The organism is Sporosarcina sp. FSL W7-1349 (genome assembly GCF_038003045.1).
Lineage (GTDB): Bacteria > Bacillota > Bacilli > Bacillales_A > Planococcaceae > Sporosarcina.
In genome coordinates this window covers 2,528,496-2,553,287 of record NZ_JBBOOK010000001.1, presented here as the reverse complement: position 1 = coordinate 2,553,287, position 24,792 = coordinate 2,528,496, and the positions used below count along the sequence as shown (strand labels likewise).

Sequence of the window (24,792 nt, the reverse complement as noted above, 5' to 3'; positions counted from 1 at the left end):
CAAGAAAGGTATTGAAAGCATAGATGGTGTTAAGTTGGGGATAATCAAACACTAAAAAGGGACAGGATATGCATGACATTAGAAATTGCTATTTTTTTATCAATGAATGGAAAAGCAAAGGAAGCAATTGACTTTTATATACGTAATTTAAACGCCGAAAAGTTAATGATTGTTACGTATGAAGATATGGCTAAAAGAGATAATTCAATTGAACTCACTAGCGAAAATAAAAATCATATTACTCATTCCGTATTGCAAATCGGAAAAACGAAGCTAATGATAGCAGAAGATACAATGGACCTAAGTGAAAGTTATAAGGTTGGAAATAATACGTCCCTTTGCTTACAAAGCGCCAACTTAGAAGAAATACAACGATTTTATAGTAATTTAATTTCTGATGAGAGAGTAAAAATAATCACTCCATTAGAAAGAAATGTTTTTAGTGAAGCCTATGGTATTATAGAAGATCCTTTTGGGATACTAATTCAATTAATGTATGATCAACGATTAAAGAAATAGGGTACTACCTTGTCCTATTAAATGGGCGCTTTAAAGGAAGTACTAAAAATGATCCAACTTTTTTATAATAAGATAATTCAATAGATTAAAGGTTTGTTTTGATCATATTTTTTTCAAAACAAGCCTTTTTTGATTCATTTATCAAGAGTATTAGCATCAATTTAATTAATTTTTATTTTAGAGCAACAACCGGAAAAGTAGATGAGATGATTACTTTTTCTAATAAAATCTTCATTTTACCGACCAACCTTCTTCCGAGCGGATGTTGGCTGCATCGACCGGGTGTTAGCGCACGCGGTCTTTATTCGGGGGATATACGTCAGTCCTGTCATCTAACACAATATTTCCATTTAATTTGTAAGATGGTTATTTGTACTTGTTAGAATTTTGTAAACTATCGTTGATATGATACCAATACATCGCTTAAAGCGATAGTCATACAAACAAAAGGAGAATTCCCTATGAGCCGTTACGAAAATGAGTTTACTCACCAGTTTGCGAGTCTGGAAAAGCAGATTGCGAACACTGAAAATCCCCTGCACCGAAAGATTTTGAAAAATTACCGCATGCACGGTCTTCTGGAAGTATCAGGCCGGTACAAGGAGTTGCTCGCGCCGGACATGACTGTCGAGCATCCGCATTATCGCATACACGAAGGCGGAAAGTCGATTATCCTAGACGGAATGGACCAGGTTGCAGATTTCTACCAGTCGCTGATCGATGCGAAAGCTACCGTCATGTGGGTAAGGGAACAGAACATTGCCGTTAACGACAACGGGTTTGCAGGCGAGGCAGTGTTCTGTCAGTTTGTACCTTCTACGATGCTTGGCGAGAGCGTGTTCGACTCGGTGGAAGCTGGGGACGACTCCGATGACATCTACCTGATCAAACGCACTTTGGCGTTCGTCTGGCTCTACAATGAGGAGGGCCTTCTGATCGGCGAGCACGTCTATGAGGACCATGCTTCCAAGGAGATCACAAAACCCGATCCAGCTGACATTATCACTCCTGAACGGGCTATCGAGTTACTCGCGCCGGAGATTGCAAAAGAGCTGCCTTGAGAGCGTCAGGTACCGAACATATTTGGCTAGGAGTTCTTCAAGAGAATTGTAGAGAATAAAAGCAAGGAAAAGGCATAACTGTCTAGAAATCAGGCGGCAAATTGAAGGAGGGGATATTGATGGGGAGTCTGGATGGTAAAGTGGCGATCATTACTGGCGGGTCGCGTGGAATGGGAGCGTCCCATGTGCGAAAATTTGTTAGTGAAGGTGCAAAAGTAGTCTTCACTGATATTCTGGTAGAAGAGGGAGAAGCATTGGCCAAGGAGCTAGGCGAAAATGCAAGATTCATTAAACAGGATGTGTCCAGTGCTACTGGATGGGATCAAGTTGTTGCTGAAGCCGAAGACAAATTCGGGCCAGTCAATATACTTGTAAACAATGCAGGTATCGCCATTAATAAGCTAATCGAAGAAATGACTGAAGAAGAATATCGAAAAGTAATAGATGTCAACCAAATATCAGTATTTCTAGGGATGAAAGCAGTTTACCCTTCAATGAAAAAAACAAAAGATGGATCCATTATAAACATCTCCTCGTTAGGTGGACTTGTTGGTCGAGAAAACCTGATAGCATACGGAGCTTCAAAGTTTGCGGTCAGAGGCATGACAAAAGTGGCGGCTATAGAATATGGACCTGACGGAATTCGAGTGAATTCTGTTCATCCTGGAATAATAGAAACCTCTATGACAGTCGCTGACGAAGGAACAAAAGCTATTGTCGAGGAAGCAGTAAAACAAATTCCATTGAGAAGAACTGCTAAACCAGAGGAAGTATCTGATCTTGTCCTATATCTTGCTTCTGATGGTTCTAAGTATTCCACTGGTTCGGAGTTTGTCATTGATGGTGGTCTGTTTGCTATATAAGGTTGGATTAATGGACACGTTGTTCGATAATGAAGAAGAGGTGTCACAATCTTGGCCCGGATATTTTATTTCGATAAATTTAGAGACAAGTATGGCACGGCAGTCCAGTTCCTCCAAGTGTGATTGAAGTATTAAGAGTAATTGTCCTCCAATAAACTAATGGTCAGATTATCGATAAAAGACTTCGGAATTTTTTTCGAAGTCCTTTTACAATTTTCTAGGTCTTTTCCCATAAATGAGGGGCTCTATCTAGTTTGCAACAATCTTGCGTTACATACATATTACATTCGTGTTGAATGCGGTTTGATTGCATCCAATCTGGAATTGCATGCACTTGGCCATCCTTTGCTTGCAAGAATGGAGAAGTTGCTTGCACTCACCGAAGGTTTGCTTGCGAAACAAGGCTTTTAGACTTATGCTTGGTGCGTGTCTCAAGTAAATATCCACAAGGAACCCCCCCTACTCAGGCAAGCTCCATCTGTGTTATGTTTTAGATAAAGATTGTGAGAGGGGGAGGGCGGTGTCTCAACGGATTTCTTTTGTGGCGGTGTTGCTCGGAGCGATGCTGTGGGGAACGACAGGAACGGCGCAGACGTTCATGCCGCAAACCGTGCATCCGCTGGCGGTCGGTGCGTCCCGGCTGGCGGTCGGCGGATTCACGTTATTGCTTGTCCTTTTGTTGATGCGGAAAATTCAACTCCGCCACTGGCCTTGGAAAGCGACCATCCTTTCGGCGTTGGCGATGGCTATTTTCCAGCTATGCTTTTTCACTTCCATCCGGCTGACAGGCGTGGCCATCGGAACGGTCGTGGCGATTGGCAGTGCACCGATGTTTTCTGGCGTTATTGAATGGCTGTTTCTGAAACGCCGCCCGACTAAAGTATGGGTTGCTGCGACATGCCTCGCGATTGTCGGGTGTGCCTTATTGTTTTCCAATAAAGAAGGGATGGTCGTCCATCCAATCGGCGTCTTGCTTTCCTTATGCGCGGGCCTTCTGTTTGCGCTTTATACGTTCTTTAATAAAGATGTACTGGAACAGGAGGAAGCGGTCGCTTCCGTCGCAGTCATCTTCTCCGTCAGTGCCGCCATGCTTCTCCCTTTTCTGTTCATTTTCGAAACGGAGGGGCTGCTGACAGGACGCGGGGTGGCGACAACGATTTACTTAGGTATCGCAGCGACAACAATTGCTTATATTCTTTTTTCGAAGGGACTTCAAAACATCCCATCTTCCTCGGCTGTCACGCTCTCACTTGCAGAACCGCTTACTGCCGCGGTATTAAGTGTATTGATCGTTGGCGAACGGCTTGATCTGTTTTCGTGGTTGGGCGTTTCGATGTTGCTTGGGGGGATTCTTGTTTTGACCTTGAGAGGACGCGCTGACCGGGGAACTTCCTGATCAGCGCGTTTTCAAGTTTCTTTTAAAAAGGCGGGCCGAAGAGGTGCAGCACGCCGGATGGTCCCGACAAGCAAGAGGAACGCAATATCCATGACGATCAAGAAGATGCCAAGCAAAAAGCTCACCGTCATCCAAGCATCCCCACTAGCATTCATAGAGAAGGAACTGAGCGCCAGCACGGCAAGATGGACGCCGATATGAAGCCTGAAAACGGTTTGCGTCCTGCCAACCAAGGATTTATTATCAAAATCTCCAACAACTTGAAGCAAAACAGTAAACAAATAATAAGCGACAATCGTTTTCAAGAAGAGCAGCACGTACGCATACAATCCCCACCATCCGAATAGCTGCTCCGACAAGTTGACGAATACCCCTGGCAGGGAAATGAAAATCCCGATCGCAGCCCAAATCCCCGCTTTTTTTGCGGGCGGATAGGCGTTGGACAGCTTTGTACAGGCGGTCGCGATCATGAGATAACCGAGCGGGTCCGCCAGCCAGTCAATTCCGATCTGCACGCGGAAAAAGATGAAGAGATAACCCCAGAATAAGGTTCGCATCGCTTGATTGGTCATGAAGCAGGCGCCTCCTCTTTCTTCTTCTCCTTGATGATTTCATTGACTTGTTCCTGTGTGAGATGGTGAAAAGGTGCAAAACTGCTGTACATGCCGCCGTGAAATTCTTCTCCGGAATGGGTCGTTCCGGAAATGGACAGCAGGGGCTCCATAGCGTCCGACATCCTTTTTCTGAACACGTATAGGCTGTCATCCACCTCCATCGTCATCGGCAATTTAAATTGGCGATAATCCGTTCCCGGCAATGAATCCCACTCGGTTATAAATCCGGGGAAGGATGCGCCTTGTACGACCTTGACGATGGTTTCTTCTCCGACATCGGGAATGACTTCGAATTTCTCGATGACTAGTGGTCCTGTCGCTTGGAACTCTTCCTCCATCCAATCCGAATTACTGCCCGATGACATATGACGCAGCGCATCTGGTGTCTCCTCGGGCGCTTGCAAAATAATCGCCCCAATCGGCGCCTCCATTTCGCCGCCGGTGGAGAACCAAACTTTCATTGTTGTGAATGAAAAGGTTCCATCCTTCATCAAAGGCTCCAGCACATGAGAGCGAAGTTCCACTTCCATTTTACGCAGTACGTGATGCGTAAACGTTTGCACGTTCAAATCGGACCGGTCCCGTTCGTAGGAAGAGTGCGTTCCGCTTGCAAACGTCTCAACGCCTTCGATGCGGACGGCGGATGCCGAGCTCCTGTCGTCCTTGTTGGTCAGATAATAAAAGGTGAGGATGGGTGTTTCCTCCGTCGTATCGACTTTTGTGTATTGTTTTAGAAAGATCGGTTCATCCAACTTTTGGGAGTGGGCGTAAAGAGAATTAGCAATCCAACTTAAGCCGATGAGACCGAGGGCAATCCAAAAAAACGAAGACCTCATCTGGTATTCTCCTTTCATTTCCCCAAATTATCTCAATTCCTTCCAGTATAGCATTCTGTGTATTATTCTCAAAATATGTCTGAAGATGTGCAAATGTCCTTCTTAAGAATTTCTTCATAATTGCGATGGGGGAAAGTTAAGATTTGGCGACTACAATTGGTATCATAAGAGAAAAGAGAGGTGCGCAAGGATGGCAACATTCACAGTACTCGTGGCGGATGACGATCAGGACATCCGCGACGGCATCGAGATCTACTTAAAAAATGAAGGCTATCTAGTATTGAAAGCGGCGGATGGGAAAGAGGCGTTGGAATTGCTGGCATCCCAAGAGGTCCATCTGCTCATTCTCGATATTATGATGCCGAATATGGACGGAATTACGGCGACATTCAAAATCCGGGAGGCGCGCAATATCCCGATTATCATGCTGAGTGCCAAGGCGGAGGATTCCGATAAGATTCACGGCTTGTCGGTAGGGGCGGATGATTATGTGACGAAGCCGTTCCATCCGATGGAGCTGATGGCACGGGTCAAGTCGCAATTGCGGCGCTATGTCCAGCTGGGTACATATGATGGGCAGCGGAAGATTGAAATCGACGGGCTTGTATTGGATGAAGAGTCGAAGGAAATCACCGTAGATGGGAAACCGGTGAAGCTGACGCCGATCGAATATAAAATCACCGAATTGCTCATGAAGCACGCAGGTCGGGTCTTCTCCATCAATGAAATTTACGAGCGAGTTTGGAATGAAGAAGCATATAATGCGGAAAACATCGTGGCAGTCCATATACGGAAAATCCGGGAAAAAATCGAAGCGGATCCGAAAAATCCGAGATACGTGAAGGTGGTGTGGGGCATTGGTTACAAAATCGAAAAATGATTGGGCTCTGTTCTGGTCGCTTGTTGCGATTTTCATCGCCTTGCTCAGTATCGGCTACTGCTTTTCTCACATTATGGAGTTGGTCAGTGAGGGCGTCGAGCGTGCAAGCCGGATCATCGCCTACTTTACACGTCTTGTCAAAGGGAGTATTTGATGATGAAAAAACATAATGGCATGACCTTGTTGGTATGGTCAGCATGTGCTGCTGTTGTCCTGCTGACGCTATTGACCTATTTTCAGGAAGGCTCTCGATATATCGGGAAAAGTTATGTCGATCTGGATGATTTCCAAATGAAGATGGATGAATTTTATGAAAATCTAGGGGCGACAGTTCTCAATCCGATCAATATTGAAGCGGAAAAGAAGCGAATTACAGTTTCCAAAGCAGAAATCGAAGAGCATCGTAATCGGTACGGTACATTGAGTTATCAAATTGAGAATATCGAGATGCAATACGAGGAACGGATTGCCGATGCAGAAGCTGCCAAGAGTGAAAATCTGAAAGAGGCCTTGGTGAAGGAGCGGGATGCGAAAATTCGGGATATCCGCCAAAACTTTGAAGACGATTCCCATGTGGAAGCGAAAGTCCGCGCTGAGAAGGAGGTGGAGCTGGAGTCGTATTTGAGAGATTATATTAATAATCTGGAAAGTCGTCCGCCGTTTCCGGTTGCTTATGAATTGAAGGACATCGAAACGGGGGAAGTGTTCTCTTCGGGGAATATGAATGCCCCTGCTGCCTATCAAAAAGATTTCATTGAGGACAATGGATATCTCAGAGCGGAGGGCGTCCGAATGGATAATTGGAATCCGGTTTATTTCGGTGGAGAGCGAACCGAGGTGGTCCAGGAATATGCGGTCAATCCATTCAGGGACAGTGTTACGACGTCGACGTCGGAAACTAGGGCAGTGGACACACAACTGCAGGTGAAGCCCGCTGTCCGATTGTTCGAAGGGAAGGTGATCGTCCCGAAAAGTGCATTGGCAAAAGGCGACCTTGGAAGGGACGTACAGCATTTTAATCGGACGAAAACCGGAATGTATATTTTATGGGGACTTGGTGTGCTAGCTTTAATCGCGATCTTGACGTTTTTCCGCTTCAAAAAGGAATGGGTGACGGAGAGTCGTCTAATTGATCGATATAATGCGTGGAAGATCGACTTCCGAGCGGCACTATTATTGTTCTGCGGATTTTGGGCGTATGCTGTGCTTGAAATGCTTCCAGGGCGATATTCTTGGTTCTTTTTTCAGCCGAGTATAGAAAACACCATATCTTTAGGTGGTCTAACCGCCTTTTGCGTTTTATTAATAGCAGCCATTGTTTTTCAGCTTGTTGCCTTTTGGGAGCAGGTGAAAGTGGAAGGGGCTTTTGAAAGGGAGCTGAAAAACAGTTATTCGGCAAAGTTTTTGAAGGCGTTGCAAGACATGTTTTTGAACCGGAGAATCGGGACGCAGATGTTTCTGCTGCTGATTGGATTTTTCTTGGCGGGGATTGGATTTGCCGGTGTACTGCTCCAGCCATTTTTGATAGTGATTTATGCCCCGCTTGCGTTGTTTGTCGGACTTCCTTTTATTTATATCTTTGTCCGGAGAACCGCTTATCTGAACCGGATTATGATTGCTACAGAAGCGATGGCGGAGGGGCGGCTCCAGAAGGAAATCGAGGTGGAAGGCAAATCTCCATTGGCCAAGCATGCCGCCAATTTGAACAACGTCCGGGAAGGCGTCCGGATTTCCATGAACGAGCAGGCGAAAAGCGAGCGGTTGAAAACGGAGCTTATCACGAATGTCAGCCATGACTTACGGACACCGCTCACCTCCATTATCACGTATACCGATCTGTTGAAGAATGAGGAGTTATCCATTGAGGAGCGAATGAAATATGTCGATATTCTTGATAAGAAATCCCAGCGTTTGAAAACGCTGATCGAGGATCTGTTCGATGTGTCCAAGATGGCGAGCGGCAATATGGAGTTGACGAAACAGCGGGTGGATTTAACGCAGTTATTACAACAGGCACTTGCGGAGCACGCTGCCGAAATCGAAGAGTCGGGTCTGGATTTCCGTCCGACCATGCCCGAGTCGCCATTAATTGCCTATGTCGATGGGCAACGGTGGTGGCGCGTGCTGGATAACTTGATTGTCAATGCGATCAAATACACATTGCCGGGCACCCGGGTGTATATTTCGCTCCGGCAAGTGGGAAGCCAATCCGAGTTCGTCGTGAAAAATGTGACGAAATACGAGCTGGGTGAAAATGTGGACGAATTATTCGAGCGTTTCAAACGGGCGGACACCTCCCGCCATACGGATGGTTCGGGCCTCGGTCTTGCCATCGCACAATCCATTGTCGATCTGCATGATGGGACAATGAAAATCGAGGTTGACGGGGATTTGTTCAAAGTGACTGTAACGGTTCCCGCGCTGCCGCTGTAAGTTTAGATGGTACGCGTTTGCCGTTTGGATAGGCAAACGCGTTTTTTATTTAAAATAAAATAGGTATGCTCCGATGAGCAGAATGCCGGCATCGGCCCACATATGAACAATCCAGGAGGGAAGGATGACGCCGCTTTTTTCATTCAGCAATTGAAAAATGATTCCGCCCGCCCAGAGTCCACCGATGGCAAGCGCCAGAAGTGGCGGGGTGAACCACGGGAGAAAAATGGCAATATGGTAAATAGCGAAAAAGAAGGAGGGCAAGAAAAGACGAGACCGCGATTGCCGTAACAGGTCCGGTAAAATCCCCCGGAAGAAAAATTCTTCAATAAAGGAGTTCCCTAACAAGATATAAAATGCTATAATGGGAAATATCAAACTATTCACACCAGAGTCTTCTAAATCGAGTCGCAAGGATTCGAGATCGATGTAAGGTTGTAGTAGGTTGAATGTCCCAATGATGATGGCAAGCATCCCGATTCCCGCCCCGCTGGAAATCAGGATGCTTTTTCGGTCAATTTTCCTGAACTGTAAAAAGGGAAGGCGCGTCGGCCGGAATAGGAAAAATGGGATGAGTAGGAAAAGAATAATTTTGGCGGCCGTTTTCCAACCGTAGGAAATTTGGAGCCCCTGCTCAATCCACAATAGGATGGCTATATTGGCAAAAGGCAATCCAAAAGCGGCTATTTTTTTCATTCGATGCACCTCCCAAGTTATGTTAAAGGACGATTAGGGATTATTTTTGTTTCAGATAATCTTTTTTCGAAAAAAAGGTTTAGGAATGAAGAAGATGGGGAATAGTAAACAATAGGAAAAGTATGTGAAAGGCGAAATCGATGGAGTTTAGTTGAATCGCCGTTCGAAAAGGAGGAATGTTGGATGATTACGAACAAAGATAAGTATCCGAACAAAGAGGACTATGAACCAAGAGGCGTTGTGCGTTCCGGAGAACTTCCGCTTTCGGATCCTTCTGACTCGAACGTTTCGGACGTATTCCGCAAAAATGAGTTGACGAAAACCGGTGCCAACAAGCCTTCCGCATTCAATGAAAATAAAAAAGAATCGGCCAAGGAAACGATACAGCCCAACCTGTCCGTAGAATTTGGAATGGAGCAGCCGTCATACACATTCAATAAAGACGTCCACAAAAAATGGAATGATTTGAATCCGAAAGAAAACCCAGTTAGGGAATAGAGAAAGCAGAAACGACCCCTGAGAAGGGGTCGTTTTTTATGGTCCCCAGTTGATTGGGTGACAGTCACCCGTGAATTCAGGGGCAATTCTGATTAGTGTCTGAATTGTATGGGTGCCTGTCACCAACGCCGTTTGCTTTTCTTCTTCGTTGACTTAGGATAAAGTTGTAATTAGAAAAGGGGGAAGATTCAAATGTCTACATTACAACAGTTGAGCTTTGCCAGAATGTACACGCTTAGCCAAGTCAAGCAATCGCCGGAAGCAGAATGGGATGTCCAGCCAGAGGGATTTAGCAACACAATCCGGTGGAATATCGGGCATATTTACGTCGTCATGGAGAACTTCATTTCAAAGGCGCTGCCTGGTTATGAAGTGGTGAATGCCGAATGGATGCCGCTTTTTGTTCCGGGTTCCAGCCCCACAAAATGGGAAACGGAAGCACCATCCAACGAGGAATTATGGAACGCCTTGAAAGAACAGGAGCAACGAGTGACTTCGGCGCTGGAAGGCAAGTTGAACGAACCGCTGCCAGAGCCAGTGCAGATTCGAGATCATAAGATGGAAACGGTCGATGCCCTCGTCCAATTTACAGTGTGGCATGAAGGTGTCCATGCCGGCGTTATCTCCGGGTTGAACCGTGTCGTATCCAAGTAAGCTTAGCGTGAAAGACTGTCTTGAAGGAATTTCGAGATGGTCTTTTTTTGTTTATGATTGAGGCTCAGATTTTGATTGTATTCGATAGGGAATTGCTTGCGTTTAAAGTCGGTTTCCTCGTGCTCGGACATGGTTTTCTAGCGTTCAACGTTCGTTAGCTTGCAAAAAGGATTTTAATCGGGTAATTGAATTTTCCAGGGAGGGTGAAGGAAGCTGCTAATTGGTACTCCTTGGTTTGGTGCTAAAGATCCGACTTGGGAATAAAATTGTGAACTTGACGGATAGATGTGCGGAAGTGACGGATATTCATTCAAAAGTGACGGATAAAACTACAAAAGTGAAGAATAAATCGCCAATAGTGACGATTATCCACCGATCCCACCGTACGATAAACAAAAAAAGCCGCCCTCAACGGACGACTTTTCAACGTGGTACGACTGATTCCTTTTCGAACCATTGGATCGTGTCGCGCAAACTGACGACGCTGCCGACGACGATGATGGCGGGGTGGGTGATGGCTGCCTCGGCAGCGATGCCTTCAATTGTTTCCAATGTCCCGGTCACGGTGCGTTGCTTTTCCAGCGTGCCCCATTCGATAAGGGCGACCGGGGTTGTCTCGTCTTTCCCGTGCTCGACCAGCTGGCTGCAAATATAGGATAGGTTTTGGACGCCCATATAGAAGACGAGCGTGTCAATCCCCGTCGCATAGGCTTTCCATTTCTCCTCGACAAAATTGCCTTCGTGCAAATGGCCGGTGATCATGGCAAAGGAAGAACTGTGTTCCCGATGCGTTACGGGAATGCCTGCGAACATCGGAGCCGCGATTCCTGCGGTGACTCCGGGGACGATTTCATACGAAATGCCAGCGTGCTTCAAGACTGCTGCCTCTTCGGCGACTCGTCCGAACACTGCCGGATCGCCGCCTTTCAAACGGGTGACGGTCAGCCCTTGGGACGCCTTTTCCACGAGCAAGTCATTGATTTCCTCTTGCCGCAATGTGTGGTGTTTCGGCAATTTTCCGCAATAAATGAGCTCTGCCTCGGGCTTCGCATGCTCCAGTAACTCCGCGTTCGCCAAACGGTCGTAAACGATGACATCCGCTTCTTGAATGCATTCCAATCCCCGGACTGTGATTAGTTTGACATGGCCGGGTCCTGCTCCGACGAGATAGACTTGTCCTGTTGCCATTTCGGTTCCCTCCCATCAAATGTTTTCCGTGCAATCGATATCGTGACATTGCCGTTTTTCTTCTTTTCTAGGAGCAATGTATCCGTACTAGCGGATAGTTTCGCTGCTGGCTCGCTGACGCCATAAGCCCCTGTGAATTTGAATACGGTCTCCGACGGGTTTTCAATCAGTACGGCGTTCAATTGGTCCGGTGCATACCAAGTGAACTCCCACCCGTATTTCTTACACACTTCCAACAGGCCTTCTTCATCTTTTTTCAGCTCAATCGTCGAAATGCCTTTGACGGATTGAAGGGACAGTTGCTGTTCCGCCAAAGTGGATACGATCACTTCTTCTATCTCTTCCGCAGAAGTGCCGCGGTTACAGCCGATTCCCAGATGAATCGTTTTCGGCCGATAGATGACCCAGTTTTTCGAGAGGGGACCTGTCGCTAAATGTTCAGGGATAATCCGGTCTGTAATGACCAGGGCCGCTTTAAATTCTCTCTTCAGTGCCTCTTCACAAGAGTCGACCACTTGAATGTGGGCGGGAATCGCGCGTTCATGTTTCCACCAATTCCGTTCCCCGGCTTCTTGGACAACGACGAGCGGTTCTTCATTCACAACGGAAGCGCTGGCCGTGACAATATGGGCATCATCCTCGATCGTCCAGCCGAAATCCCGTCCAAAAATATCAACTGGAATCGTCTTCTGCACATCGGATGCGGTCGTGATGACAGGGAGGGCGCCGAGTTTTTCGGCGACGAGATTGGTCAGATCATTTGCTCCGCCGACATGTCCAGAGAGGACGCTGATCGCAAATTGTCCGCGGTCATCGACACACACAACCGCCGGGTCGACCTTTTTATTTTTCATAATGGGCCCGATCATCCGTACCATCGCGCCCAAGGAAATGACGGAAACGATGCCGTCATATTTGGCGAACATGTCTGGCAATAACAGGCGGATCGAGCCGTCAAATAATGTGAATCCTTTTTCCTCTTCATCTCCGTACGCGAATTTCCTCATATAATACACATCGGCCGTTGGCATTTTCTCCTTCAGTTCCCGGATCAGCTGGACGCCGTGTTTCGTGATGGCGACGAGGACAACATTATCCATCGGCCGTCACTCCTTTGCGGAATCCGTGCGTGAAGGTTTTATCATACAGCTTCGATTCATAGCCGCCTTGTTCTACGAGTTTCGGATCGACCGCCGGGCTGATGATGACCATCGCCTGTTTGGTGATCCGATTGGCGCGCATGTCTTCGCCGACTTTGTCGAGTGTCGTCCGGAGAATTAATTCATCCGGCCAAGTCGCTTTATAGACGACGAGCACCGGAGCATCCTCCGCCCAGCCTGCTTCGTAGAATGATTTGACGACTTTCTTAATGAGCGTTGCACTGAGGAATAAAGAGACGGTGCAATGGTGCCGGGCCAAGTCCACGAGCTGTTCCTTTTCGGGAACTGGCGTCCGCCCCTCTGCACGGGTCAAGATGACCGTTTGCGTCAATTCCGGCACAGTGAGTTCAACACCTGCACGTGCTGCCGACGCGAAGACGGAACTGACACCCGGAATCACTTCATAGGAGATGCCGCGGTTGTACAGCCGGCTCATCTGCTCCAAAATTGCCCCATAAATCGCGGGGTCTCCCGTATGGATGCGGGCTACGCTTTTTCCTTCTTCGACGGCGCCCGCCATAATGTCAATCTGCTCTTCCAATGCCATGCCGGCACTTTTTAGTACAAGTGCACCCTCTTTCGTCTCGTCCATGAGCTTTTCATTGACGAGCGAGTCGGTGAACAAGACGACATCTGCGGTCTGTAACAGCTTCAAACCTTTCACCGTAATCAATTCCGGGTCTCCCGGGCCAGCGCCGACAAAATAGACTTTTGCTTCGATGTTCAAATGGATTCCCTCCTTATTTCCGGACGAGCATAAGCGATAGGTAGTTCAGTTCCGCCGTTTTTAATTCCCGTACATCGTACCAGACATTTTCTTCGCCGGACGTCACTTTTGTCGTGACGACGGCTTTATCGACCAAGTCCATTTCCTCCAATAAATCAATCATTTCGGGAAGCACTTTCGCCACTTTCAAAAAGGCGACTGCGTCATGATCCTCCAAAGCTTTCCGCATTTGCTCGCGGTCATCGGTCGCCGGGATGATGGCGAACCATTCATCGCCGTCCGCCAACGGCATCTTGAAGCGGGACGCGGCTGCGTTGACGGATGAAATGCCGGGGACGGAAATGCACTCCACATCTGGATACAGCTGTTCCATCCGTCGCATGAGGTGCATGAATGTGCTGTAGAGCATCGTGTCGCCTTCCGTCACGAAAGCCACGTCTTTTCCTTCTTTGACCTTTTCATAGACTTGGTTGGCCACATTCGTCCATTCTGTCTCCAAAATATCCTGTTCGCGGGTCATCGGAAAGACGAGGGGAAGCATTTCCTTTTCGGCCGGGTTGACGTAATGGTCGATGATTTGCTGGGCATAGCTTTTGCTGCCCCGGCGTGGTTTCGGGAATGCGACCACATCGGCCTCTTTCATCACCCGGTAGGCTTTGACGGTGATGAGCTCCGGATCGCCGGGTCCTACACCGACGCCAATTACTTTTCCTAGCATTCTGCTGTCTCCTTCCGCTTTGCTTGAATGATATAGACAGGATTTAATCCTTCAAAGCGTGTCATATGTAAAATCGGTTTGCTGCGTGAAATTTGGGCTAGTGTAATATTGACGGCAAATCCTTCCGCTTCGAATGCTTTCACTGCGTTGTGCAGGTTTTCAATCGTCACCGCATTAAGAACAATCGTGCCGTTCGCTTTCAGCCGGCTGCAACAGATATGAAGCAGTTCCTTCATCTCGCCGCCCGAACCGCCGATGAAGACGGCATCCGGATCGGGGAATTCATTCAGCCGTTCCGGCGCTTTTCCATGGACGAGCATCACATCGGTGCGGAATTTTGAGAAATTCTCCCGGCAATTGTCCAGGTCGGCTTCATTTTTCTCAATGGCAAAGACAGCGCCATCCCGGCAAATTTTCGCCGCCTCAATTGAAACGGAACCGGTGCAGGCGCCGATATCCCAAACGGTGCTTGTCCGGGTTAATTGCAATTCCCCGATGCTCAGCACCCGGATCTCTTTTTTTGTAATCAATCCTTTATCGGGCTTTCGTTGTGAAAATTCCGCATCGGGGATGCCGAGCGGCCAGACAGGGGCCTCCTGTACACGTTTGAGAATGACGACATTTAATGGATTCGCTTCATAGTCTTGAAGTTCATGTAAATCAAACCAGCCGATTTTCTCATCTGGTCCACCAACTGCTTCTGCGACGAATGCACGGTACTCATCCATCCCAAATGAGAGAAGATACTTTGCAATTGCCTGCGGGCTGTTTGTATCGTCCGTCAACAGGCAAACTTTTGATTGGCCATCAATTTTTTGGGCCAGTCCTGTCATCGGACGACCGTGGACGCTGAGGAAAACACTGTCTTGCCAAGATTCTCCCATGCGGCTGAACGATTCCTGAATGGAACTCAGTGCCGGATAGATTTCGATGTGCTCGAGTTTATTTGCCAAGTAACCGCCGATTCCATAGAATAACGGGTCACCGGATGCCAAGACGACGGTTTCTTTGTCGTCCTTCTGCAAATTGGCAACAACCGTGGAAAGCCCGCCGGTGACGGATAACTTCTCTCCTGCATAGTCGGGGAAGAAGGCGAGTTGACGGTCTCCGCCGACGAGCCGTTCACTCTGTTCGATCCATGTTTTATAAATTGGCAAGAGGGAGTCTTGTCCTGCTTCGCCAATGCCGATCACTTTAATCGCTTTCTTCGCCACAATACGTCTCCCTCCCTAAAATTTCTTTTTTCATCGAAATGACGATCACTTCCACTTCCAAACCGCCGCCCACTTCTTCATAACAATTTTTCGCGATGCGCTGGAGTAATAAAGTGAAAAACTTTGTATTGCCTGCTGCCATCACCATATCTCCGACTTGGGACGCGGTGTTCGCCTGGCGTGCTTCTTCGACAAGTTCAGGCGACAAACCCGCTTGTTCGACGAGATCGGCTAAAAAGTTGAAGTCGACGGGAGCACTTTTGGAATGCACCATCATGACGCCTTGCGCCACTTTTGAAAATTTCCCCATCATGCCGACAAGCGTCACTTTTTTCATCTTCCGGGCTTTGCATTGTTTCATCGTAAATCCGATGAAATCGCCCATTTCGATAAACGCATCTTCTTGAATATGGGGATGAAATTCGATGGCGAAGTCTTCGCTTCTGCCGCCGGTGCAGGCAACGACTTCTGTACAGCCGTTCTCCTTCGCAACATTGATCGCCTGGGCGATGCTGGCGCGGAAAGCGGCGGTTGAAAAGGGGACGACGGTGCCTCGCGTCCCAAGAATAGATATGCCGCCGATGATGCCGAGCCGGCTATTCAATGTCTTTTTGGCAATCTCTTCTCCATCCGGGACGGAGATGACGATTTTGATGCCGCGCCCGATACCATACTCGTCCAAGATTTCTTGCGCGGCCCGAAGGATCATCCTCCTAGGGACTGGGTTGATGGCAGCTTCGCCGACAGGGACGGGGAGGCCGGGCTTCGTCACACGACCGACGCCGGTCCCGCCATCAAGTTCAATGCCAGGTGCGTCATTCCAGGAAACGGTTGAAATGATCCGGGCGAGATGCGTCGCGTCCGGATCATCACCGGCATCTTTAATGATTTCCGCTGAAACCGACTTCGGGCCGAGCAAAAGTTTATCCATCGTAAACGGGACCGTGTCGCCAATTGGCAAGGTGACAGTCACCTTTACAATTTGTTCCTGAAGAATAAGGGAAAGAAGAGCCGCTTTCGTTGCTGCCGTGGAATTGGTGCCGGTCGTATAGCCATGCCGAAGTTCTTTCTTCTCTTCCGTTTGTTTCTTCATATCAATCGAGTTGAGTCGCCATGAGCGAGATGGCATTGACCGCCGCAACAGTGACAGGGCTGCCGCCTTTTCGCCCGATGTTCGTAATGAATGGAATATCTAGCTTCGCCAATTCGGCTTTGGATTCTTCGGCAGATACAAAGCCGACCGGCATTCCGATAACAAGTCCGGGACGTGCTTCCCCATTTTTCACAAGACGAATCAATTCCAGCAGGGCAGTTGGGGCATTACCGATCGCAAAAATGCCGCCTTCCGCTTCCTTTACGGCTTTCTGCATCGAGATAATCGCGCGGGTCAAGTTCTGCTTTTTCGCTTCCGCCATGACATCCGGATCGGAAATATAGACTCGGACATCTCCGCCGTATTTTTCGATCCGCGGCTTGCTTACGCCGACTTGCACCATCTGGACATCCGCAACAAGCGGTTTCCCGCTGCGGATCGCTTCGATGCCGGCACGGATGGCATCTGGATGGAAGACCAGGCTTCTGCCTAGGTCGAAATCGGCCGAAGCATGAATGACCCGCTGGACGACCGGATACTGTTCTGCTGTAAAGGGATGCTCCCCCAGTTCGTCTGTGATGATCTTAAAGCTCAAATCCTCGATTTCCTGCGGCTGGATTGTCGCCGGTTTAAACTCTGTCTGGAAATTCATTTCACACTCTCCTCTAATGTCGTTTGTAGTTGTTCAATAAGCGGGGCGAATGAAGAATAAACTTCACCGTAATCGATTTTCGGACGGCGGATCATGACGACCGGGATGCCGAGTTCCAAGGCGGCTTCCACTTTTTCATCGACTGATCCGACTTTTCCGCTTTCTTTCGTCACCATTAGGGTTACGTCAAACTGTTGATAGAGTGCCCGATTCAGCTCATACGAGAAGGGGCCTTGTATCGCGACGATGTTTTTCTGCTCGACACCGAGTGCCGCGCATTTCTCCATATTGTCCAAGCGAGGGAGCATCCGTGCGATGAGGCGGACGCCTTCCACACCGATAAGCTTTTTGGCAAACGTCTCCAATGTTTTGCTGCCGGTCGTAAGCATGATATTGCCCTTTCGTTCCAGTGCGACGTCGGCAGCCTCTTCGTAAGTGGAAACGGAGACGACCCGATCGTCGTACTGATCGATCTGCTCGCGTTCATAACGGAAATAGGGGACTCCTGCGTTTGCTGCCGCTTCGATCGCGTTTTTGGATGCTTCTTCTGCGAACGGGTGGCTTGCGTCAACGATGGCTTTCATATTTTCTTCCTGGATGATTGCAGCCATCTCTTCGGCAGTCAGTCTTCCGATATGGACACGGAGGCCCGCTTCCAAGAGGGCATAGCTTGCATTTTCTGTCACCACCGTCGTGAGTGGATCAAAGCCTTTTTCTTTTAATTCGATCGCCAATTCCCGGGCATCGCTCGTTCCCGCTAAAAACAGGATCACGGTGCGACCTCCTCGTGTGCATGATGATGATGGTGGTGATGGTCGTGATCATGATCGTGGTCATGATGGTGATGATGATGGACGTCCATATGTTCCAGAGCATGCAGACGGAATTCGCAGACATCGCAGTTCAATTTGGCTGCGCCAAGCAACGCTTCTTCCACTCGGTCTTGGAACACATCCTTCACTTCATCCCGGAAACCGAAGTAGTCGGTCATCTGCAATTGATGCGCAGGATACTGCTCTTTTAGCGCAGCGAGTTTATCATGCATGCGGTTCATCAGGACACCTGTGAAGAAAAGATAAGGGACGAGAAAAACCTGCTTCGCTCCGAGGGTGACGGCACGGGCCACGCCGTCTTCCACGGTCGGTTTCGTTACGCCGATAAAGGCCGATTCGACGGTAAGATGGTCAAAACGTTCAGATAACAGGCGCCCGATTTTGTAGAGATCGCTATTGGCATCAGGATCGCTGGAACCGCGGCCGATGAGCAGGATGATGGCATCTTCCGTTTCGTTCGTCAGACCTTGCTCCCGTAGGCAGTTCTCCAACATATCAATGATTCGATTGTGGATACCGACCGGTCGTCCGTAATTGAACGTGACGGTTGGATATTTGACTTTCGCTTCATCGATGGCAGCAGGGATATGCAGTTTGGAGTGGCCTGCAGCAAGGAACATCATCGGAACGAGACTGACAGACGTCGCTCCGCGCTCAATGCAGCGGTCAATGCCTCGGGAAATATCGGGCTGGGCGAATTCGAGATAACAGGTTTCGATGATAGGTTCCGAGAATCTCGGTCTGATCTGGTCGACGAACTGAAGAATCTCCTTGTTTCCGTTTGGATCTTTACTGCCATGACCGACAAATAGAATTGCTTGCATTTATATTCCTCCGTTTCAATTTTGTTGGTGACAGTCACCAAAACAATTCGGAAACGATTCTGAATTGTTTAGAAGTTGTATGGGTGACTGTCACCTTAACAAAGATCCGGTTCCAGGACGACTAATGTCGGTACTTCCTGATACGGGAATCCTTGGATACTTTGGACGCGCTTGAAAAATTTATAGAATCGTTCGTTTGGCAGTCCTTCATTCCGGAATTGTTCGACGATGGCGACAATGAGAGGGACGAGTTTTTCCCGCTCCAATCCTTCTACAACCGGTACGCCGACATGCGCATTGCGTCCCATCGCCTTTGCCCCGAGGAAGACGTCGAATTTCTTGCGGCGATAGACGATCCCGATATCTTCCGCAACTGCTCCATAGCAGGCCATGCCGCAACCGTTGAAGCCAATTTTTAATTCTTTCGGCACACTGAGGCCGCCGAGCTTTTTCATTAATTCCTCCGCATAAGGAATCGGATCTTGCTTGTCTCCATCACAAAAATCGCAAGCTTTCACTTTGACGACATTGCCGGCAGGGGCGAGCAGCCATCCTTCTTGTTTCAAACGGGATGTGATCGCTTCTGGATCCTCGGTTTGCAATGAAATTTTAAATTCATGATCCGGTGTGTATTCGATTTCGCCGTTGTTGCCGACAATTTCCGCCAAAGCCGCCAGTTGGCTTGGAGACATCTTTTTATTGGCCACGCCAGGGGAGACGGTGAATTCAAATAGTCGGTGCTCTTGGAATAGCGGACTGATCGCAACCGGTGTTGTGCCATCCAATTGAGCGAGTGCTTGCTCGGCAAGCTCTAAAACGCTATTGTTTTGCGGTTCGGTTTGTATTAATTTAGTTTTTTTTTCCGCTAATACAGGTTCGTCCTCTTTTTCACCGCCGTGCAGTGCCCATGGCTCATTTTCTTCTTTCAGCCGTTGATGGGGTTTGAGTGGTTGCTTCTCGTCGCCGAGCGTATATTTACGCTGGTAGCCGCGAGGTGTGATGATTTTGCCATCGTACAGAAATGTCGTGCTGTTTCCGATGATCACTGTCGTCAGCATGCCGATGTCATGGTCCAACATATGCTCGAGATCGGTGATGACGATATGCTGCCGGTCCCGATAGGCGCTTTTTACAAGGCCGACTGGTGTTTGAGGCGACCGGTATTGGAGCAGGATTCTTTGCGTTTCCTCGATTTGACGTGTCCGTCTGCCGCTTTTTGGATTGTAGAGCGCGATGACAAAGTCGGCCATTGCCGCCGCTTCCACCCGTTTTTTAATCCATTCCCATGGGGTCAAATGGTCGCTCAAGCTAATTGTGCATGAATCATGCATGACCGGAGCGCCGAGTAGGGAAGCGCATGCTTGAATAGCGGAGACGCCTGGAACGACTTCCAATCCGACGCCCGTCTCTTCATTCCATCCTTTTTCGACGAGCACTTCGTAAATGAGGCCCGCCATGCCGTAAACTCCGGCATCGCCGCTTGAGATGACCGCGACGGTATGGCCAGCTTCCGCGAGTTTTACCGCCTCCTGTGCGCGGCCCACTTCTTCCGTCATACCGGTGCTGACGATTTGCTGTTCCGGTGTCAGCAGATGGCGGATCAGCTCGACATATGTTTTATAGCCGATGATGATGTCGCATTCCGCAAAAGCATCCCGGGCTCGCTGCGTCATATGTTGTTCACTTCCAGGACCAAAACCGATTGCAATCAATTTACCTTTCTTCATCCTGCATCCTCCTTTTTATGTATCGAAAATGAAAATAAAAAAAGCATCTCCAACCAGGGATGGTTAGAAATGCTTTTGTTTTCGACAAATGGAAAGTGTGAAAACCGTACAGTCCTAACACTTCCCCATTTCCCGTAGGTCAAGCAGTGCTGTTAGAAAAGGCAGGTCTCCTGACTTATGGTCATCGTGTTCCGCTCCTTCCCGTCTGAGACAGTGGATTCTGCGGAAAACTACCAAATTACAGTGGCGGGACCGTGCCGGATTTAAACCGGACTTCCCTTTTAAGCGCAACCAAGGCGCACCTTTTCCCGTTCATATGAAATTTAGTAACCTCGTAATCTATACTCAGTATTCATAACTTTACCGCAATTGTCAACCTGCTTTGAAAAATCAATGATGTCTTGGCGCAATTTGCCACGGAGTAGTTTGGACTACTTAGGAAGACCCTCAATAGCCGCCGTCTCTAGTCCACGAAGCCTTTATTTAAGAAGAAGGTGAGGGACTTCTCTGTCTGCCGCTCCGCTTGCGGGATAAATAACTTTGCTGAATTTAATGGGCCGGAAATGCGGAAAGGTAGGTAATGTGAATGTGGCCGGTTTTCGGGTGCCGTTCAATTTCCGCATTCACTTGGAAAACCGTAGCCAACATTTCTGCAGTCAACACTTCTTCGGGCGTTCCGGAACGGACGATTTGCCCATCTTGTACCACATAAATCCGATTGCAATACGTGGCCGCGATATTCAGGTCATGCAGAGCGGAAATAACCGTCAGTTGAAGACTTTTTGCTAAATCCATCACCTGAAGCTGGTGATGAATGTCAAGGTGATTGGTCGGCTCGTCCAAGATTAATATTTTGGCTTGCTGGGAAATGGCTCTGGCAATGAGGACTCGCTGCTTCTCTCCACCCGACAGTGTGGCAAATCCTCGTTCCCTTTTATCAATAAGTCCGACTTGCATCAGCGCATGATCGACGATGTCTCTGTCCGACCGGCTGTCCAAGTCGAACCATTTTTTATGGGGAGCCCTTCCCATCAGCACCATTTCCTCGACGGTAAAGTCAAATGACAAAGTTCCTTCTTGACTGACTACCGCCATCTGCTTTGCCAAGCCTTTTGCCGAGAGGGAGGAAATATCCCGGTCATCGATGCTAATACTTCCGCTTTGATGGGGGAGGGCGCGATAAATCGATTTCAAGATCGTGGATTTCCCACTGCCATTTGGTCCGATGATACCGATGAATTCACCTTCCCGTGCGTCGATTGAAATATGACGGGCAATCGGGATTTGATTAATGCACGTTGTCAAATCATCTACGAGAACACTCAAGATCCATCGCCTCCAAAAGAATAATCACTTTTTCTCAATAGCCAGATGAAGAACGGTCCGCCGCATAATGCGGTGATAATTCCGATGGGCAGTTCTTCGGGAGCCACGGCAATCCGGGCGAAAACATCCGCCCAAATGATGAAGATGGCACCTACCAATGCGCTGATCGGCAACACTTTCCGATGATCTGCTCCGATTGCCAGACGGACGAGGTGGGGAATCATCAATCCGACAAACCCGATCGCCCCGCTGACCGCAACGATGACTCCCGTCAAGAGGGCTGTGACTACGATCAGTTCTTTTCGGAACCGATGCACGCTGATTCCAAGAGTGCCCGCCGTTTCTTCGCCGAGCAACAATAAATTGAGGGCCCGAAACCTTGCCAGCAGGTACAGTAGGCCGGCAAGCACCATTGGCGCAGGGATGACTAGATAACTCCACTTCGCTCCCGCCAGGCTTCCCATCATCCAAAACATTGCATTGCGGATCCCTTGTTCATTTGGCGCGGAAATGACGATATAACTGGTGACCGCCGATAAAATCATCGATACGACGACTCCAGCCAATAAAAGTCGTGTCGTTGTTAGACGGCCTCCCACATGGGCAATAAAATAAACGAAAATGATTGAGAGCAAAGCACCTCCGAAAGCGGCAACCGAAAGCGCATATTGGCCGAACATACTGAACGCCCCGAACAAGATGACGACGGTAGCCCCGACGGAAGCGCCGGAAGAGACGCCCAAAATATAAGGATCCGCCAAGGAATTCCGGACGAGTGCCTGTATTCCGACCCCGACGACCGCAAGCCCGGCCCCGACGACTCCACCAAGCAACACGCGGGGAAGGCGGATATCCCAGATGATCCGTTCTTCGGGCCGACCCCAGTCGACGTCAAATAATGGCGAGGAAAGCGGCAGTTGATTCAGTACGATTTTCCAGACAGTCAGAGGGTGGATGGAAACAGGCCCGATAATAACGGCCAATGTGATGGAGACCAGCAGGAGGATGAATAGAGCGATAAAGACCGGCACAATGGCGACGGTCTTGGAACTGGCTGATTTGGATGTTTGTTGCACTCGTGACATAGGATCCGTCCCTTTCCGGTCTTATTCGCAATTAGTTAGATGGGTGATAAAAGCCTTCGACGAGCGTTTCCAGAGCCATTGGAATCCGTACACCCTCCGCGGCTGCGGAGAGAGGGACCACGACAAAATGCTGATCTTGGATAGCGGTCGTATCGGCCAACATGGATACGCTATTCAGAAAATCGATTTTCTGGTCAACGGTTGTATCGCCATAGTCGATGATGACGATAATTTCTGGATTTCGTTCCACGACCTCTTCCCAATTGACTTGTCCCCAATTCTTCTCAAGGTCGCTGAAAATATTTTCGCCGCCTGCGATCGTGATAAGTTCATTCAAGAAATTTTGTCCGACGGTGAGGGCAGATGTATCGCCGCTATCAAAAACAAAGACCCGCTTCTTTTCATCAGAGGCCGGGATGGTCTGTTTGATCTCCTCGATCTGCGACTTCATGTCTGAAATCAATTTGGCTGAGCGATCCTCGACTCCGAAAATTTTCCCGATGTTGTCGATATCCGTGAAAATGTCATCAAGCTTGGGTCCGACAATCGTCGAGGACTGATGTAAATATGGAATGATTCCTTGCGCCAGTAGCTCTTCTTGCGTCCCCAGGCTGTCTTCTTTGAATGCACTGGCCCATCCGGCGTAGGCAAAGTCCGGATCCGCACCGAGAAATACTTCTTTGGACGGGTAGGCATCTGCCAGAACGTCAATCTTCTCATAGGCCGCTTGGTATTCAGGCAGGATTTCATCATCAAGATACGCGGTGCCCACCATGTGATCTTCCAGACCGAGCGCCAACATCACTTCCGTGACATGCTGGTTCAGCGTCACTGCGCGTTGCGGGACATCGGCAATCGGCAGCTCCACTCCGCTATTTTCGATGGTCAGCGTCTCTTGTTCGGCAGATGGAGTCTCCTTGTCCGCACACCCACCGACCAGCAGCAGAAGCAATAATCCCAATACACCTAGTTTTTGTTTTATCATATTTTCGAGTCTCCTTCGCCTTGCGTATTTATGCCAATCGAACAGCGAATCGAACAGCGAATCGAACAGCGAATCGAACAGCGAATCGAACAGCGCAGGGTTCGATTTGCCGTATTTCTGCGTTCTTTGCAGAAATTAAGGCACCTTCATGCTGTTCCGCGGAATGAAAATAAAAAGCGTCTCTAACCGAAAAAGGGTTAGAAACGCTGGTGGATTCCATACAAAAAGTGGATGAGCCGTCTTCTAACACTTCCCCATTTCCCGTAGGTCAAGCAGTGTCGCTAGAAAAGGCAGGTCTCCTGACTTATGGCCATGGCTTTTCGCTCCTTCCCATCTTGGCAGACAGTGGATGTTTGCAAAAAACGGCCAGTTCACAGTGGCGGGACCGTGCCGGTTTTGCACCGGGCTTCCCTTTTAAACACGATGATCGTGTACCTTTTCCCATATCGTCTATTCGGTTTGGCAATCTATCAACAGTATTCAGAACTGCACGAGAAATGTCAATCCCTAAAATATGAAGCTTGCCTTTCTGTGAACGGTCCGGCTATAATAAACCCAATTCATTGGATCCGATTGAAAATTGAATAACGATGAGATGTCAGGCGCTAATCCATAGCTTAATAGGGAATCCGGTTCAAATCCGGAACTGTCCCCGCAACTGTAAGTGTCGACGAAATGAGGAACACCCACTGTGCCACTGTGCATGGGAAGGGCTCAAAGTAGGAGGAAGCACAAGTCAGGAGACCTACCTGCATCTCGAAGTTTCAAATCTCCGGGGGGTGAGAGTGGGACGATACATACTGACCGATT

General features: G+C 48.6%; 25 protein-coding genes and 3 riboswitches. Of the genes, 9 read left to right on the top strand and 16 right to left on the bottom strand.

Annotated features, from left to right (window positions below; genetic code table 11):
* Nucleotides 1-72: 72 nt before the first annotated feature.
* The 4 genes from MKY41_RS12565 (at nucleotide 73) to MKY41_RS12550 (ending at nucleotide 3,839) form a co-directional block, all read left to right on the top strand.
* On the top strand, nucleotides 73-519 hold the full coding sequence (locus tag MKY41_RS12565; protein WP_340745337.1) for a VOC family protein: 447 nt from the start codon (nucleotides 73-75) through the stop codon (nucleotides 517-519).
* A 461-nt stretch (nucleotides 520-980) separates the two neighbouring features.
* Nucleotides 981-1,580, top strand: a complete 600-nt coding sequence (locus tag MKY41_RS12560) for a hypothetical protein (RefSeq protein WP_340745336.1) — start codon at nucleotides 981-983, stop codon at nucleotides 1,578-1,580.
* Between the two features lie 119 nt (nucleotides 1,581-1,699).
* Nucleotides 1,700-2,443 carry an SDR family NAD(P)-dependent oxidoreductase gene (locus tag MKY41_RS12555; protein ID WP_340745335.1) on the top strand — a complete coding sequence of 248 codons (744 nt, stop codon included), beginning with the start codon at nucleotides 1,700-1,702 and terminating at the stop codon, nucleotides 2,441-2,443.
* A gap of 520 nt (nucleotides 2,444-2,963) precedes the next feature.
* Complete coding sequence (locus MKY41_RS12550; protein ID WP_340745334.1) at nucleotides 2,964-3,839, top strand: DMT family transporter; 876 nt, start codon at nucleotides 2,964-2,966, stop codon at nucleotides 3,837-3,839.
* 11 nt (nucleotides 3,840-3,850) lie between these two features.
* Here MKY41_RS12550 and MKY41_RS12545 read toward each other — a convergent pair whose 3' ends face one another.
* Both MKY41_RS12545 and MKY41_RS12540 read right to left on the bottom strand, forming a co-directional pair.
* Nucleotides 3,851-4,411 (bottom strand): hypothetical protein, encoded by a 561-nt coding sequence (locus MKY41_RS12545; protein ID WP_340745333.1) that lies wholly within the window; start codon nucleotides 4,409-4,411, stop codon nucleotides 3,851-3,853.
* Nucleotides 4,408-5,289, bottom strand: a complete 882-nt coding sequence (locus MKY41_RS12540) for a hypothetical protein (protein WP_340745332.1) — start codon at nucleotides 5,287-5,289, stop codon at nucleotides 4,408-4,410. Before MKY41_RS12540 ends, MKY41_RS12545 begins: the two co-directional genes overlap by 4 nt.
* A gap of 190 nt (nucleotides 5,290-5,479) precedes the next feature.
* Here MKY41_RS12540 and MKY41_RS12535 point away from each other — a divergent pair, with 190 nt between their 5' ends.
* The 3 genes from MKY41_RS12535 to MKY41_RS12525 are packed head-to-tail and all read left to right on the top strand — an operon-like array spanning nucleotide 5,480 to nucleotide 8,602.
* Nucleotides 5,480-6,169 (top strand): response regulator transcription factor, encoded by a 690-nt coding sequence (locus MKY41_RS12535; RefSeq protein ID WP_340745331.1) that lies wholly within the window; start codon nucleotides 5,480-5,482, stop codon nucleotides 6,167-6,169.
* Nucleotides 6,147-6,323, top strand: coding sequence for a hypothetical protein (locus MKY41_RS12530; protein ID WP_340745330.1), 177 nt, complete (start codon nucleotides 6,147-6,149; stop codon nucleotides 6,321-6,323). Before MKY41_RS12535 ends, MKY41_RS12530 begins: the two co-directional genes overlap by 23 nt.
* Before the next feature lie 2 nt (nucleotides 6,324-6,325).
* Entirely contained in the window at nucleotides 6,326-8,602 is a 2,277-nt protein-coding gene (locus MKY41_RS12525) for a sensor histidine kinase (RefSeq protein WP_340745329.1), read from the top strand.
* 45 nt (nucleotides 8,603-8,647) lie between these two features.
* Here MKY41_RS12525 and MKY41_RS12520 read toward each other — a convergent pair whose 3' ends face one another.
* Entirely contained in the window at nucleotides 8,648-9,298 is a 651-nt protein-coding gene (locus tag MKY41_RS12520; protein ID WP_340745328.1) for a CPBP family intramembrane glutamic endopeptidase, read from the bottom strand.
* A gap of 183 nt (nucleotides 9,299-9,481) precedes the next feature.
* Here MKY41_RS12520 and MKY41_RS12515 point away from each other — a divergent pair, with 183 nt between their 5' ends.
* A complete protein-coding gene (locus MKY41_RS12515; protein ID WP_340745327.1) occupies nucleotides 9,482-9,796 on the top strand; it encodes a hypothetical protein in 315 nt (104 codons plus the stop codon).
* Between the two features lie 192 nt (nucleotides 9,797-9,988).
* Complete coding sequence (locus MKY41_RS12510) at nucleotides 9,989-10,450, top strand: DinB family protein (protein WP_340745326.1); 462 nt, start codon at nucleotides 9,989-9,991, stop codon at nucleotides 10,448-10,450.
* A gap of 423 nt (nucleotides 10,451-10,873) precedes the next feature.
* On the opposite strand, the gene cobA is transcribed toward MKY41_RS12510, so the two are convergent.
* From cobA to MKY41_RS12445, 13 genes are all read right to left on the bottom strand, one after another.
* Nucleotides 10,874-11,638 (bottom strand): uroporphyrinogen-III C-methyltransferase, encoded by a 765-nt coding sequence (cobA, locus tag MKY41_RS12505; RefSeq protein WP_340745325.1) that lies wholly within the window; start codon nucleotides 11,636-11,638, stop codon nucleotides 10,874-10,876.
* Nucleotides 11,584-12,738 carry a cobalt-precorrin 5A hydrolase gene (locus MKY41_RS12500; protein WP_340745324.1) on the bottom strand — a complete coding sequence of 385 codons (1,155 nt, stop codon included), beginning with the start codon at nucleotides 12,736-12,738 and terminating at the stop codon, nucleotides 11,584-11,586. The genes cobA and MKY41_RS12500 overlap by 55 nt, the downstream gene beginning before the upstream one ends.
* Entirely contained in the window at nucleotides 12,731-13,525 is a 795-nt protein-coding gene (gene cobM / locus MKY41_RS12495) for a precorrin-4 C(11)-methyltransferase (protein ID WP_340745323.1), read from the bottom strand. The genes MKY41_RS12500 and cobM overlap by 8 nt, the downstream gene beginning before the upstream one ends.
* Nucleotides 13,526-13,538: 13 nt before the next feature.
* Nucleotides 13,539-14,243, bottom strand: a complete 705-nt coding sequence (cobI, locus tag MKY41_RS12490; protein ID WP_340745322.1) for a precorrin-2 C(20)-methyltransferase — start codon at nucleotides 14,241-14,243, stop codon at nucleotides 13,539-13,541.
* On the bottom strand, nucleotides 14,237-15,457 hold the full coding sequence (gene cbiE, locus MKY41_RS12485) for a precorrin-6y C5,15-methyltransferase (decarboxylating) subunit CbiE (RefSeq protein ID WP_340745321.1): 1,221 nt from the start codon (nucleotides 15,455-15,457) through the stop codon (nucleotides 14,237-14,239). Before cbiE ends, cobI begins: the two co-directional genes overlap by 7 nt.
* A complete protein-coding gene (locus MKY41_RS12480) occupies nucleotides 15,438-16,550 on the bottom strand; it encodes a cobalt-precorrin-5B (C(1))-methyltransferase (protein ID WP_340745699.1) in 1,113 nt (370 codons plus the stop codon). Before MKY41_RS12480 ends, cbiE begins: the two co-directional genes overlap by 20 nt.
* A 1-nt stretch (nucleotide 16,551) precedes the next feature.
* Nucleotides 16,552-17,202: a precorrin-8X methylmutase gene (locus tag MKY41_RS12475; protein WP_340745320.1), complete on the bottom strand. Its 651-nt coding sequence runs from the start codon at nucleotides 17,200-17,202 to the stop codon at nucleotides 16,552-16,554.
* Nucleotides 17,199-17,975: a precorrin-6A reductase gene (cobK, locus tag MKY41_RS12470; protein WP_340745319.1), complete on the bottom strand. Its 777-nt coding sequence runs from the start codon at nucleotides 17,973-17,975 to the stop codon at nucleotides 17,199-17,201. The genes MKY41_RS12475 and cobK overlap by 4 nt, the downstream gene beginning before the upstream one ends.
* Nucleotides 17,972-18,859: a sirohydrochlorin chelatase gene (locus MKY41_RS12465; protein ID WP_340745318.1), complete on the bottom strand. Its 888-nt coding sequence runs from the start codon at nucleotides 18,857-18,859 to the stop codon at nucleotides 17,972-17,974. The genes cobK and MKY41_RS12465 overlap by 4 nt, the downstream gene beginning before the upstream one ends.
* A 95-nt stretch (nucleotides 18,860-18,954) precedes the next feature.
* Complete coding sequence (gene cobJ / locus MKY41_RS12460; protein WP_340745317.1) at nucleotides 18,955-20,586, bottom strand: precorrin-3B C(17)-methyltransferase; 1,632 nt, start codon at nucleotides 20,584-20,586, stop codon at nucleotides 18,955-18,957.
* 143 nt (nucleotides 20,587-20,729) lie between these two features.
* Nucleotides 20,730-20,907: riboswitch (cobalamin riboswitch) on the bottom strand.
* Nucleotides 20,908-21,135: 228 nt separating this feature from the next.
* Nucleotides 21,136-21,912, bottom strand: a complete 777-nt coding sequence (locus MKY41_RS12455; RefSeq protein WP_340745316.1) for an ABC transporter ATP-binding protein — start codon at nucleotides 21,910-21,912, stop codon at nucleotides 21,136-21,138.
* Nucleotides 21,909-22,997: a FecCD family ABC transporter permease gene (locus tag MKY41_RS12450; RefSeq protein WP_340745315.1), complete on the bottom strand. Its 1,089-nt coding sequence runs from the start codon at nucleotides 22,995-22,997 to the stop codon at nucleotides 21,909-21,911. Before MKY41_RS12450 ends, MKY41_RS12455 begins: the two co-directional genes overlap by 4 nt.
* 31 nt (nucleotides 22,998-23,028) lie before the next feature.
* Nucleotides 23,029-23,982, bottom strand: a complete 954-nt coding sequence (locus tag MKY41_RS12445; protein ID WP_340745314.1) for an ABC transporter substrate-binding protein — start codon at nucleotides 23,980-23,982, stop codon at nucleotides 23,029-23,031.
* 272 nt (nucleotides 23,983-24,254) lie between these two features.
* Nucleotides 24,255-24,436: riboswitch (cobalamin riboswitch) on the bottom strand.
* Nucleotides 24,437-24,564: 128 nt separating this feature from the next.
* Nucleotides 24,565-24,749: riboswitch (cobalamin riboswitch) on the top strand.
* Nucleotides 24,750-24,792 lie beyond the last annotated feature (43 nt).